Origin of the sequence: Streptomyces sp. NPDC086147, assembly GCF_040702165.1 — a bacterium.
Classification (GTDB): Bacteria; Actinomycetota; Actinomycetes; order Streptomycetales; family Streptomycetaceae; genus Streptomyces.
The window spans coordinates 228,076-240,974 of the sequence record NZ_JBFBJO010000004.1; the positions used below are offsets into that span (position 1 = coordinate 228,076).

Sequence of the window (12,899 nt, forward strand, 5' to 3'; positions counted from 1 at the left end):
ACTCCCGTGGAGGCGTGGGGGATTGGCCTGGCGCGGCACATACAATCAGCCGCGGTTACCTTCCGGTAGCCTTTGGGTGCCGGGAATCTGGCCGCGCCCGCACGAGCGTGCCAACTCTCACTCCGGTGTCTCAATTACACCCATTTGCTCCAGGTAGAATGCGCGCATGACCCTCGCGAACTCGCAGATCTTCAAGATGGACCTCGGTCCGCTCAACCCCGTCTGGGCCGAGCTCATCCTCGGCCTGGTGTTGTTCGGCATCACCTTCCTCATCCTGGCGAAGGGCATCCTGCCGAAGATCAAGCGCACGCTCGACGAGCGCGAGGACGCCATCGACGGCGGCACCGACCGCGCCGACGACCTGCGCGCCGAGGCCGCCCGCGTCCGCGAGCAGTACGAGGCCGAGCTCGCCGAGGCCCGCCACGAGGCCGCGCGCATCCGCTCCAAGGCCGTCGAGGAGGGCTCCGCCGCCATCGCCGCCGCCCGCGCCGAGGGCTCCGCCGAGCGCGACACCATCCTCGCCGCCGGCACCGCGAGGATCGCCGAGGAGCGCGCCACCGCCGAGCGCGAGCTCAACGCCGACGTCGACGCCTGGGCCCACGCCCTCGCCGCCCGTATCGTCGGCGAGCCGGTCGGCGCCGACCGCGCCTGACCCCGTACACCCGGAAGGGGCCGTCGCCCTGGCGACGGCCCCTTCGTTATGCCCCTCCGGCACCGCCCCCGTCATGCCTTTCGGCACGCCCTCCGTCACGGGTGCACCCTGGAGACGACCGCAGAGGAGAAGGACCGTGGAACGCGTGAAGCAGGCCGATCCCGCGCCGCCGCCCGTCGGCGGGGTGCTGTGGAGCGTCGCCGGCGACGTACGGGCGCTCCTCATGCTGCCCGCCGCCCTCACCATGCAGGTCGCCCACCCCGCGATCGGCGCCGGCGTCGACGAGCACTCCGTCTTCCGCACCGACCCCTGGGGCCGCGGCGAACGCTCCCTGCGCTCAGTCCAGCTCTGGATCTACGGCGGCGAGGAGGCCGCCCGCGAGGGCCGCCGCCTCCGGGAGCTGCACCGCACGATCCGGGGCACCGACGCCCACGGACGCCGCTACCACGCCCTCACCCCCGCCTACTACTCCTGGGTGCACGCCACCGGCTTCCCCGTCTACCGGCACGGCCTCCGCCTGCTCTTCCGCCCCCTCACCGAGGCCCAGGAACGGCAGCTCTACGCCGAGTGGCTCCGGGTCGGCCGCATCCTCGGCATCCACGACCGGGACATGCCGCAGACGATCGAGGAGTTCTGGCCGTACTACCGGAAGGTCCTCGCCGAGGAGCTTGAGGCCACCGTCGTCGTGCGGGAGCTCCTCGACACCGACCTGCCCGTGCCCGCCCCCGGCCGGGGCCCGCTGCCGGCCCGGCTCGCCCTCCGCCTCCTCTGGCCCCTCCTGCGCCGCCCCTTCCTGCGGCTGCGCGCCTTCCTCACCGCGGGCTTCATGCCCCCGGACGCCCGCGAGGCCATCGGCCTGGAGTGGACGGACGCCCAGGAGCGCGCCCTGCGCCGGCTCTGCCGGGTCCTGCGGGCCGTGGTCCCCGTCCTGCCCGAGCGGCTGCGCTATCTGCCCCTGGCCGGGGAGGCGCGGAGGGCCGCCCGCCGCGCGCAGCGCTGACGGACGGCCCTCCGGGACGCGCCGTACGGCTCAGTGACCGCCGTGGCCCGCGTGGCCGCGCTCGTGGTCGTGGATCGTGTTCGTGGCCGCGATCTTCTTCCAGGACTTCGGCCGCACCGGCTTCGCGGCGGCCTTCGCCCCGGCCTTCGCCGTCGTCGGAGCCGCCGGGGCGGAAAGACCGGCCGCTGCCGCCGCCGGAGCGGCCGGCTTCGACGGCTCGTACAGCCAGGTGTCGAACAGCTCGGCCAGCGGCTCGCCGGAGACCCGCTCCGCGTACCGCACGAAGTCCGCCACCCGCGCGTTGCCGTACGCGAACTGCTTCGGCCAGCCCTTCAGGATCGCGAAGAAGTCCTCGTCCCCGATCTCGTTGCGCAGCGCCTGGAGCGCCAGCGCGCCCCGGTCGTAGACGGCGCCGTGGAACTGGTTCTCCGGGCCCGGGTCGCCCGGCTTCACCGTCCAGAACGGGTCGTCCGCGCCCCGCAGGGCGTACACGTAGTCCGCCAGCTCCTGCGTCGTGCCCTCGCCCTCCTTCTCCGACCACAGCCACTGGCCGTAGCGGGCGAAGCCCTCGTTGATCCAGATGTCCTTCCAGTCCCGGACGGACACGCTGTCGCCGTACCACTGGTGCGCCAGCTCGTGGACGACCACCGACACGTTCGCGCCGTTGGCGAACTGACGCGGGCTGTAGAACGGCCGGGTCTGCGTCTCCAGGGCGAAGCCGCTGGTCACATTGGGCACGTAACCGCCGAGCGAGTTGAAGGGGTACGGCCCGAAGACCGTCTCCAGCCACTCCGCCACCTCGGTGGTGCGCTCGATCGAGGCGCGCGCCGCGCCCGCGTGGGCGCCCAGGTCCTTGCTGTACGCGTTGAGGACGGGCAGTCCGTTCGCCGTCCGGTCCGTCGTGATGTCGAACCTGCCGACGGCGAGCGTGGCCAGATACGTCGCCTGCGGCTTGTCGGAGCGCCAGTTGAAACGGGTCCGGCCCAGCGCCGTGGACTGCGACTGCAACACGCCGTTGCTGATGGCCTGGTGACCGGCCGGCACCGAGACCGAGACGTCGAAGGTGGCCTTGTCCAGCGGGTGGTCGTTGGACGGGAACCACCACACGGCCGAGTCCGGCTCCTGCGCGGCGACACCGCCGTCCGGGGTGCGGGCCCAGGCCGACCAGCCGTCGACCTTGAACTCGGAGGGCTTGCCCGCGTAGCGGACGACCACCGAGATCTCCTTGTTCCTCTCCAGCGGGACGGCCGGGGTGACCTCCAGCTCGTGGTCGCCGGACGCGGCGAACTTCGCGATCCGGCCGTTCACCCGGACCTCGCTGACCTTCAGTCCGAGGTCGAGGTTGAACCGGGACAGGTTCTGCTTGGTGGTGGCGAGGATCGTCGCCGTGCCCTCCAGGAGGTCCGTGGCCGGCTCGTACTTCAGGCGCAGGTCGTAGTGGGAGACGTCGTAGCCGCCGTTGCCGCTGGCGGGGTAGTAGGAGTCGCCGATGCCCGGGGCCCCGGGGACGAAATCGGCCGCCGATGCCGGGATCGCCAGCATCAGGGAGGCCGCGAGGGCGCTCGGAACGATGATTCTGCGGTGCACGGGTGCTCCCCAAGTCATAAGAAACGTAAGACGCGCGGGTGGTCGTCGGTCCTTGCTCTCGACACTATTCAGCTCCCCGACGGACCGTCACGTCCAGAGGACCCCCTGTCACACGATCGCCATTCGGCCGACACGAACCCCTCCACCCACGGGATCACCCCGAATGGCCCCTGATTCCCTCCGGCGCTCTTTTGCACGGGAGTTGACCGGGGTACGTTCCCGCCCATGCCGATGCGAAAGCGGATCACCCGCGGAGCCCGAGCGCCGTACGGAACCCTCGTGGCGGCGGCTACGGCCGCGCTGCTCGCGACCCTCGTCACCCCGGCCGGCGCCCGGACGGACCCCGCCGCGCCCGCGGCCGGGTCCGTGCGCGAGTCGCGCCCCGTCCACTCGTACGCCGACGCCGTCCGCGAGTCCGTCTGGGTCGACACCGGACTCGACGGCGACGGGGACGGACGCGCCGACCGGGTCGCCGTCGACGTCGTCCGCCCCCGGGAGCCCGCCGCGGCGGGCCGGAAGATCCCGGTGATCATGGACGCCAGCCCGTACTACGCCTGCTGCGGGCGCGGCAACGAGAGCCAGAGGAAGACGTACGACGCGGACGGGAAACCGGTGCAGTTCCCGCTGTACTACGACAACTACTTCGTCCCGCGCGGCTACGCCTTCGTCGCCGTCGACCTCGCCGGGACCAACCGCTCCGACGGCTGCGACGACGTCGGCGGACGCTCCGACGTGCGGTCCGCCAAGGCCGTCGTCGACTGGCTCAACGGCCGCGCCCGCGGCTACACCACCCGCACCGGCACGGCCCCGGCCCGCGCCACCGGCTGGAGCACCGGCGACGTCGGCATGATCGGCAAGAGCTGGGACGGCACCGTCGCCAACGGCGTGGCCGCCACCGGCGTCGAAGGGCTGAAAACGATCGTCCCCATCGGGGCCATCTCCTCCTGGTACGACTACTTCCACTCCCAGGGCGCCCCGCTCTACGACGCCAACCCGAGCTGGCTCTCCGACTACGTCGACAGCCCCGAGGCGCGGGCCCGCTGCGCCGCCGTCCAGGACCGCATCACCGCCGCCACCCCCTACAGCGGCGACTGGACCGCCGCCTGGAGCGAGCGCGACCACGTCAAGGACGCCCACAAGGTGAGGGCCAGCGTCTTCGCCGTGCACGGACAGCAGGACCTCAACGTGCGGGCGAGCCAGTTCGGCAAGTGGTGGGACGCGCTCGCCGCCCACGGCGTCGAGCGGAAGGTCTGGCTCTCGCAGACCGGCCACGTCGACCCCTTCGACTTCCGGCGCGCCGACTGGGTCCGCACCCTGCACCGCTGGTTCGACCACTACCTCCTCGGCTACGACAACGGCATCGACCGCGAGCCCGCCGCCGACATCGAGCGCGCCCCGGACCGCTGGACCACCGACCGGCACTGGCCGCCGCGCGGCACCGCGACCACCACCCTGCGCACCGCCCCCGGCGCCGCCGCCGGCCCCGGCGTCCTCGGCCGCGCCCCCGCCGCCCCCGGCTCCACCGCCGCCTTCACCGACGACCCGGCCCTCGGCGAGCTGGACTGGGCGGCCCGGATCGACACCGCGACCCCCGAGAAGGCCGGGTTCGTCACCCGCCCGCTCTCCCGCGACCTGCGGATCGCCGGCTCCTCCCGGGTGACGGTCACCGCCACCCCGACCACCGCCACCGCCCACCTCTCCGCCGTCCTCGTCGACCTCGGCCCCGCCACCATCCGCGACTACGCGGCGGCGGGGGAGGGCATCACCACCCTCACCCACCGCACCTGCTGGGGCGCGAGCACCCCGGGCGACAGCGCCTGCTTCAAGGAGACCGAGGCCCGCACCGCCGACGTCCCGCACACGGTCGTCAGCCGGGGCTGGGCCGACCTCGGCACCTGGGCCGACCCCCGGAAGGGACGCCCGCTGACCCCCGGCAGGGCGTACACCCTCACCCTGGACCTCGCCGCCGCCGACCACGTCGTCCCGGCCGGCCACCGGCTCGCCCTGATCGTCGGCGGCACCGACCGGGACCTGCTCGACCCGCCGTCGACCACCCCGACCCTCACCCTGGACCTCGCCCGCACCCGGGCGGAGCTGCCGCTGGTCGGCGGCGCGGGCGCCTTCGTCCGGGCCACGACGGGACCGGCCCCGACCGTCTCCGCGCCGAACGGACTCCGGCCGCCGTCCGGACTCCTGCCGCCGGGCGCGTCCGCGCCGCCGGCCGCCGTCGCGGGTCCGCGCCTGCCCGGAGCGGGGGCCGCCCAATGAAGACCCGTACCGCACGGCGGGGTTCACGGCGCGCGCTCGCCCTCGCGGCGGGCGCCGCCGCCCTCGCCCTGCCGCTCGTCGCCGTCCCCGCCGAGACGGCCGGCAGCGCCCCCGTACAACCGCCGCCGCGCACCGGCTTCGAGACGAGCCGGGGCGCCCGGTGGACCACCGAGGCCGAGGAGCGGGACTTCCTCGCGGCCGTCGACCGGGCGGGCGACCGGGTGTCGCTGCGCGAGATCGGCACCACCGCGCAGGGCCGCCCGCTCCGGCTCGTCGCCCTCGGCGCGACCCGGCCGGGTGCCACGACCGTGCTCCTCGTGTGCAGCCAGCACGGCGACGAGCCCGCCGGCCGCGAGGCCTGTCTGAGCACGGTGCGCGACCTCGCGTTCGCCCGGGACCAGGAGACCCGGCGCATCCTCGACCGCACCACCGTCCTGGTCGTCCCGACCGCGAACCCCGACGGCCGGGAGGCCGACACCCGGGGCAACGCCGACGGCATCGACGTCAACCGCGACCACATCGCCCTGCGGACCGCCGAGGCGCGCGCGATCGCCGCCCTCCTCCGCGACCGGCGCCCCCACCTCGTCTACGACCTGCACGAGTACGGCGCCACCCCCCGGTACTACGAGAAGGAGCTGCTCGCGCTCTGGCCCCGCAGCCTCGACACCGACCCGCACGTCCACGACGAGTCCCGGACGCTCTCGGAGAGGTACGTCCGCCCCGCCGCCGGACGCGCCGGGTACAGCACCGGGATCTACGGCATCTGGACCGACCCGCTCACCGGCGAGCCGATCCGGCAGGTCGCGGGCGACGGCCAGGAGCGGATCCTGCGCAACACGGCCGGCGTCAAGCACGCGGCCTCCCTGCTCGTCGAGACCCGGGTGGACGCGTTCGACGGGGCGGAGAAGGACGACCCGGCCCTCAACCACCGGCGCCGGGTCGCCACCCAGCACGCCGCCCTAAAGGGGATGTTCGCCCACCTCGACGAGCGGCGCGGCCCGCTGGCGGCGGCCACCGCCCGTGCCCGACTCACCGGCTTCGCCGACCGTGGCCCGGTCTTCCTCGGCGGCGCCGACAACGACCCGCCGGAGCCGGAGGAGGTCCTCGCCGACCCGCCGTGCGGCTACCGCCTGGACGCCGCGCAGTACGCCGAGGCCGGCGACGAACTCGCCCTGCACGGCGTCACCGTGCGGCAGGAGGGCGCGGGGGCGTTCGTGCCGCTGCGCCAGTCGCAGCGCGCGCTCGTCCCGTTGCTGCTCGACGGACGGGCCGCCTATCACCTCGTCAGTGGGAGTCCTGTGGACGAGTGTTGACGACCCTGTGGGACCAGGGGCTCCTGAGGTGATTCACCTGTTTGCCGAGGTAAAGTTACCTGCTGGTACCGACCATGCCTCGAACGGGTTTTCCCAGCCCGGGAGTTGGAGAACCATCATGCGCCCCCTCAAGACCGCGCGCCGCGTCCTGCCGGCCCTGATCGCCGCCACGCTGCTGGCCGGCGGTGTCCTGGCCGGCCAGACGGCGACCGCCGAGCCCGCGGCCGCCGGCGCCATCACTTGCAACATCAGCAAGATGAAGGCCGACGCCCGCAAGGAGCGCGACCGCGCCGCCCAGCTCAAGCGCCTCGGCGCCCCGGCGGAGGCCAAGAAGGCCCTCGTCAAGGCCGAGGCCCTGGAGAAGCGCGCCCGGCAGTGCGCCGACGCGGACAACACCTCCCGCCCGCCGTTCGGTAGGTAACCCCGCACGCGGGGCGGTCGGGGCGGTTGCCATCCGAAAGGACGGCAACCGTCCCGCAGCCGTTCCGGGCCTTCCCGCGCACCGGAGGGGGCGGCGCCCGGCCCGGACCGGATGGTGTCGTCGGGCCTGGACCGGACGGTGCCGCCCGGCTCGGACCGGACGATGCCGTCCGGCACGGACCGGGAGTGCCGTCCGGCACGGACCGGGAGTGCCGTCCGGCCCGGATCGGGCGCCACCGGCCCGGACCGGGAGTGCCGCCCGGCCCGGGCCGAGGGCGTCGCCCGGACCGAGTGGTGCCGTCCGCGTCCGGCGTCGTACCCGGACCGGGACATTTCCGGGACGGACCAGCCATGGAACGGGACGGTCCGCGGGGAAATACTCGGAGCATGCCGTCCGTGTACACCAGCCTCGACCTCACCCCCGCGACCCCCGCCGCCCCCGCCGACCTCCTGGTCGACGGCAGGCCGCTGCTCCACCGGCTCGACGGGACCGACGGGACCGACGGCGCGGACACCGTCTCCCCCCTGGCGTCGGACCTCCCGCCCGTCCTCCGGGCCGCGCACGTCCAGCTCCTCCTCGACGCCGCCGGCCCGGACGCGGACACCGGCGGTCACCGCCTCCCCGGCGGCCGGTACGTGATCCACTCCTGCCCCGACTGCGCGGACCCCGGCTGCGGAGCCGTCACGGCCGTCGTCGAACGCGACGGCGACGACGTCGTCTGGCGCGACTTCGCCTGGTGGACCGGCCCCGCCGTCGACCCGGCGCGCGACGGCTACCCCGGCACCGGCCCGTACCGCTTCCACGGCCCCGCCTACCGGACCGTGCTCCGCAGGCTCCTCACCGGGCCCCGGGAGGAGACCGCGGGCGCCCCCGTCCCGGCGGGCGTCTCCCGCGCCTGACCGGGGACGACCCCGGCGCACCCGGCCCGGCCCCCGCCGCCCCGGCCCCCTCGGCGGGTCCTCCCGTCGCCTAGGATGCGTCCCCTGATGACTGCAACCCTCGTCGCCAAGGACCTCGCCGCCGGCCACGGCGAACGCACCCTCTTCGCCCAGCTCGACCTCGTCGTCGCCCCCGGCGACGTCATCGGCCTCGTCGGCGTCAACGGAGCCGGCAAGTCGACCCTGCTGCGGCTGCTCGCCGGGCTCGACGCACCGGAGGAGGGCGAGCTGAGGCTCTCCCCGCCCACCGCCTCCGTCGGCCACCTCCCGCAGGAGCCCGAGCGGCGCGAGGGCGAGACCGTCCGTGCGTTCCTCGCCCGGCGCACCGGCGTCGCCGCCGCCCAGACCGCGATGGACGAGGCCACCCAGGGCCTGGTCGACGGCACCCCCGGCGCCGACGACGCGTACTCCGTCACCCTGGAGCGCTGGCTGAACCTCGGCGGCGCCGACCTCGACGAGCGCGCCGAGGAGGTCGCCGGCTCCCTCGGGCTCACCGTCGGCCTCGACCAGCCGATGACCTCCCTCTCCGGCGGCCAGGCCGCCCGCGCCGGCCTCGCCTCCCTGCTCCTCTCCCGCTACGACGTCTTCCTCCTCGACGAGCCCACCAACGACCTGGACCTCGAAGGCCTGGAGCGCCTGGAGTCCTTCGTGAAGGGGCTGCGCGCCGGGACGGTCGTCGTCAGCCACGACCGCGAGTTCCTCACCCGCACCGTCACCAAGGTTCTCGAACTCGACCTCGCCCAGCAGCAGATCACCCTGTACGGCGGCGGCTACGAGGCCTACCTGGAGGAGCGGGAGACCGCCCGCCGCCACGCGCGCGAGGACTTCGAGGAGTACGCCGGGAAGAAGGCGGCCCTCGAAGCGCGCGGCCACATGCAGCGGTCCTGGATGGACAAGGGCGTCCGGAACGCCCGCCGCAAGGCCACCGACGGCGACAAGCTCGGCCGCAACGCCCGCAGCGAGGCCAGCGAGAAGCAGGCCGCGAAGGCCCGGCAGACCCAGCGCATGATCGAACGCCTCGACGTCGTCGACGAGCCCCGCAAGGAGTGGGAGCTGCGCATGGAGATCGCCGCCGCGCCGCGCTCCGGCTCGGTCGTCGCGACCCTGCGCGAGGCCGAGGTCAAGCGCGGGGATTTCTCCTTCGGCCCCGTCAGCCTCCAGATCGACTGGGCCGACCGGGTCGCCGTGACCGGCGCCAACGGCGCCGGGAAGTCGACCCTGCTCGCCGCCCTCCTCGGCCGCCTCCCGCTGGACTCCGGCGACGCGTCGCTCGGCCCGGGCGTCGTCGTCGGCGAGGTCGACCAGGCCCGGAGGCTGTTCCACGGCACGGAGACCCTCCTGGAGGCGTTCTGCGCGGCCGTCCCCGACACCGAGCCCGCCGAGGTCCGGACCCTGCTGGCCAAGTTCGGCCTGAAGGCCGTCCACGTGCTGCGGCCCGCCACCACCCTCTCGCCAGGCGAGCGGACCCGGGCCGCGCTCGCGCTGCTCCAGGGCCGGGGCGTGAACCTGCTGGTCCTCGACGAGCCGACCAACCACCTGGACCTCCCGGCGATCGAGCAGCTGGAGTCCGCCCTCGACTCGTACACCGGCACGCTGCTGCTCGTCACCCACGACCGGCGCATGCTCGACGCGGTCCGCACCACCCGCCGCGTCCGGGTCGCGGACGGCAGGGTCACCGAACTCTGAGACGCCCCCGGCCCGGGCCGCCCGTCTTGCACGGGCGCGACCCGGGCCGTGAACTTGTACGCACACGGCTCTCCGCGGGGCGCGGCCGGTTCCGGCCCCCGTGGACGGCACTCTTCAGGAGGCACCACATGACCGACGACGGCACCACCCGGCTCCTCGCGATGCTGGACGACCTCGACGCGGACGTCGACGCGACCATCGACCTCGCCGACGAGATCGCGGCGACGGGCGGTCCGGAGCTGCTGCCGCGCCTGGAGGCGGAGCTCGGCCGGGCGGTCGAGGAGCGCAACGGGTACGCCCGCGAGCTGCTCGGCGGGGTCGTCGCGGGCATCGGCGGCACCGGGAGCCTCCCGGTCCTGGTGCGGGCCTCCGCCGTCGACCTCGGCGACGACCAGGACGGCCTGGCCGCCGAGATCGTCGACCTGGTCCAGGCGGACCCGCAGCAGGCCGAGGGCCTGCTGCGGCCCCTGACGGAGGACGACGACCTCGCCGTCGCCCACCGCGCCGACTGGGCCCTGCGCTTCCTGCCGTGACGCAGTCGTACGGGAGGAGCCGCGGTCCGTGGGGCCGCGGCCCCTCCCGTACAGAGGGCACTACCGCCGCTTGCCGCCGCCCTCGCCCAGCAGGCCCGCCTTGCGGAGGGCGTCGGCCATCGCGCTGTTGGCGGGAGCGGGGGCCGCGCCGCGGTCCCGGCCGCCACCGCCCCGGCCGCCCTGGTCGCCGCGCTCGGCCCGGCGGCCACCGCCACCGCCGCCACCGCCCTGCCGCTGCTGCGGCGGCCGGCCGGAGCGCTCGCCCCTGTCGCCGCGCTCGCCCCGGCCGCGCCCGCCCGCGCCGCCCGCCGCGTCCGCGCCCGGCTCGTCGTCGAGGCGCAGCGTCAGCGAGATCCGCTTGCGCGGGACGTCCACGTCCAGGACCTTCACCTTGACCACGTCGCCGGGCTTCACCACGTCGCGCGGGTCCTTCACGAAGGTCTTCGACATCGCGGACACGTGCACCAGGCCGTCCTGGTGCACACCGATGTCCACGAACGCCCCGAACGCCGCCACGTTGGTGACGACGCCCTCCAGGACCATCCCGGACGCCAGGTCGCCGATCTTCTCGACGCCCTCCTTGAAGGTGGCCGTCCGGAACGCCGGACGCGGGTCGCGGCCCGGCTTCTCCAGCTCGCGCAGGATGTCCGTCACCGTCGGCAGACCGAAGGTCTCGTCCACGAAGTCGTCCGCCCGCAGCGAGCGCAGCGTACCCGTGTCGCCGATCAGCGCCGCGACCTCGCCGCCCGTCGTCTTCGCCATCCGGCGCACCACCGGGTACGCCTCCGGGTGCACGGAGGAGGCGTCGAGCGGGTCGTCGCCGCCCCGGATGCGCAGGAAGCCCGCGCACTGCTCGTACGCCTTCGGGCCGAGCCGCGCCACGTCCTTGAGCGCCCGGCGGGAGCGGAAGGGGCCGTTGGCGTCCCGGTGCGCGACGATGTTCTCGGCGAGGCCGGAGCTGATGCCCGAGACGCGCGAGAGCAGCGGTGCGGAGGCGGTGTTGACGTCCACGCCGACACCGTTCACACAGTCCTCGACCACCGCGTCCAGCGAGCGCGAGAGCTTCACCTCGGCCAGGTCGTGCTGGTACTGGCCGACGCCGATCGACTTCGGGTCGATCTTCACCAGCTCCGCCAGCGGGTCCTGGAGGCGCCGGGCGATGGAGACGGCGCCGCGCAACGACACGTCCATGCCGGGGAGTTCCTGCGAGGCGAACGCGGAGGCCGAGTAGACCGAGGCGCCCGCCTCCGAGACCATCACCTTGGTCAGGTTCAACTCGGGGTGCTTGTCGAGGAGTTCGGCGGCCAGCTTGTCGGTCTCGCGGGAGGCAGTGCCGTTGCCGATCGCGATCAGCTCCACCGCGTGCTCCTTCGCGAGCCGCGCGAGCCTCTCCAGCGCCTGGTCCCACTTGTTGGCGGGAACGTGCGGGTGGATCACGTCGGTGGCCACGACCTTGCCGGTCGCGTCGACCACGGCGACCTTCACGCCCGTACGGAAACCGGGGTCGAGGCCGAGCGTCGCCCGGGTGCCGGCCGGAGCGGCGAGCAGCAGGTCGCGCAGGTTCGCCGCGAAGACCCGCACGGCCTCGTCCTCGGCCGCCGTCCGCAGCCGCAGCCGCAGGTCGATCCCGAGGTGGACCAGGATCCGGGTCCGCCAGGCCCAGCGGACCGTGTCCCGGAGCCACTTGTCCCCGGGGCGCCCCCGGTCGGCGACGCCGAAGCGGTGCGCGACGATCCCCTCGTACGAGGAGGGGCCCTCGACGGGCTCCTCCGGCTCCAGGTCCAGGGCGAGCGCGTCCTCCTTCTCGCCGCGCAGCATGGCGAGCACCCGGTGCGAGGGGAGCGCCGTGAACGGCTCGGCGAAGTCGAAGTAGTCGGCGAACTTCGCCCCCGCCTCCTCCTTGCCCTCGCGGACCTTCGCCACGAGCCGGCCCCGGCCCCACATGCGCTCGCGCAGCTCGCCGATGAGGTCGGCGTCCTCGGAGAACTTCTCCGCGAGGATCGCCCGCGCGCCCTCCAGGGCCGCCGCCGCGTCCGCGACGCCCCTGTCCGCGTCCACGAAGGCCGCGGCGGCGGCCGACGGCTCCACGGACGGGTCGGACAGCAGCCCCTCCGCCAGCGGCTCCAGACCGGCCTCGCGGGCGATCTGCGCCTTGGTCCGGCGCTTCGGCTTGAAGGGCAGGTAGATGTCCTCCAGGCGCGCCTTGGTGTCGGCGGCCAGGATGCGGGCCTCCAGGTCCGGGGTCAGCTTGCCCTGCTCGCGGACCGAGTCGAGGACCGCCGACCGGCGGTCCTCCAGTTCGCGCAGGTAGCGCAGCCGCTCCTCCAGGGTGCGCAGCTGCGCGTCGTCGAGCATCTCGGTCGCTTCCTTGCGGTAGCGCGCGATGAACGGCACGGTCGAACCGCCGTCGAGGAGCTCGACGGCTGCCCTCACCTGTCGCTCGCGTACGCCGAGCTCCTCGGCGATCCTTGCTTCGATGGACGTCGTCACGGTGTCCCGAC

Annotated in this window: 10 protein-coding genes; 8 read left to right on the top strand and 2 right to left on the bottom strand. The window is 74.3% G+C overall.

All coding sequences use genetic code 11. The annotated features are described in order from the left end of the window. The first annotated feature begins 166 nt into the window (after positions 1 to 166). Positions 167 to 652: a hypothetical protein gene (locus AB0398_RS11785; RefSeq protein ID WP_366374052.1), complete on the top strand. Its 486-nt coding sequence runs from the start codon at positions 167 to 169 to the stop codon at positions 650 to 652. Between the two features lie 136 nt (positions 653 to 788). Then, positions 789 to 1,652 carry an oxygenase MpaB family protein gene (locus tag AB0398_RS11790; protein WP_366374054.1) on the top strand — a complete coding sequence of 288 codons (864 nt, stop codon included), beginning with the start codon at positions 789 to 791 and terminating at the stop codon, positions 1,650 to 1,652. A 30-nt stretch (positions 1,653 to 1,682) separates the two neighbouring features. Here AB0398_RS11790 and AB0398_RS11795 read toward each other — a convergent pair whose 3' ends face one another. Beyond that, positions 1,683 to 3,239, bottom strand: coding sequence for a M1 family metallopeptidase (locus AB0398_RS11795; protein ID WP_366374056.1), 1,557 nt, complete (start codon positions 3,237 to 3,239; stop codon positions 1,683 to 1,685). A gap of 231 nt (positions 3,240 to 3,470) precedes the next feature. On the opposite strand from AB0398_RS11795, the gene AB0398_RS11800 reads away from it, so the two are divergent. The 6 genes from AB0398_RS11800 to AB0398_RS11825 all read left to right on the top strand — a co-directional run bounded on the left by AB0398_RS11800 (position 3,471) and on the right by AB0398_RS11825 (position 10,398). Then, entirely contained in the window at positions 3,471 to 5,507 is a 2,037-nt protein-coding gene (locus AB0398_RS11800; protein WP_366374520.1) for a Xaa-Pro dipeptidyl-peptidase, read from the top strand. Then, the gene (locus AB0398_RS11805; protein ID WP_366374058.1) at positions 5,504 to 6,820 is read left to right on the top strand and encodes a M14 family metallocarboxypeptidase; all 1,317 of its coding nucleotides are present in this window, start codon (positions 5,504 to 5,506) and stop codon (positions 6,818 to 6,820) included. The genes AB0398_RS11800 and AB0398_RS11805 overlap by 4 nt, the downstream gene beginning before the upstream one ends. A gap of 118 nt (positions 6,821 to 6,938) precedes the next feature. Continuing rightward, on the top strand, positions 6,939 to 7,241 hold the full coding sequence (locus AB0398_RS11810; RefSeq protein ID WP_366374059.1) for a hypothetical protein: 303 nt from the start codon (positions 6,939 to 6,941) through the stop codon (positions 7,239 to 7,241). A 386-nt stretch (positions 7,242 to 7,627) separates the two neighbouring features. After that, entirely contained in the window at positions 7,628 to 8,140 is a 513-nt protein-coding gene (locus AB0398_RS11815) for a hypothetical protein (RefSeq protein WP_366374060.1), read from the top strand. 87 nt (positions 8,141 to 8,227) lie between these two features. Beyond that, on the top strand, positions 8,228 to 9,865 hold the full coding sequence (locus AB0398_RS11820; protein ID WP_366374062.1) for an ABC-F family ATP-binding cassette domain-containing protein: 1,638 nt from the start codon (positions 8,228 to 8,230) through the stop codon (positions 9,863 to 9,865). Positions 9,866 to 9,993: 128 nt separating this feature from the next. Continuing rightward, positions 9,994 to 10,398 carry a hypothetical protein gene (locus AB0398_RS11825; RefSeq protein ID WP_366374064.1) on the top strand — a complete coding sequence of 135 codons (405 nt, stop codon included), beginning with the start codon at positions 9,994 to 9,996 and terminating at the stop codon, positions 10,396 to 10,398. 60 nt (positions 10,399 to 10,458) lie between these two features. On the opposite strand, the gene AB0398_RS11830 is transcribed toward AB0398_RS11825, so the two are convergent. Beyond that, a complete protein-coding gene (locus tag AB0398_RS11830) occupies positions 10,459 to 12,888 on the bottom strand; it encodes a Tex family protein (RefSeq protein WP_366374066.1) in 2,430 nt (809 codons plus the stop codon). Between the last annotated feature and the right edge of the window lie 11 nt (positions 12,889 to 12,899).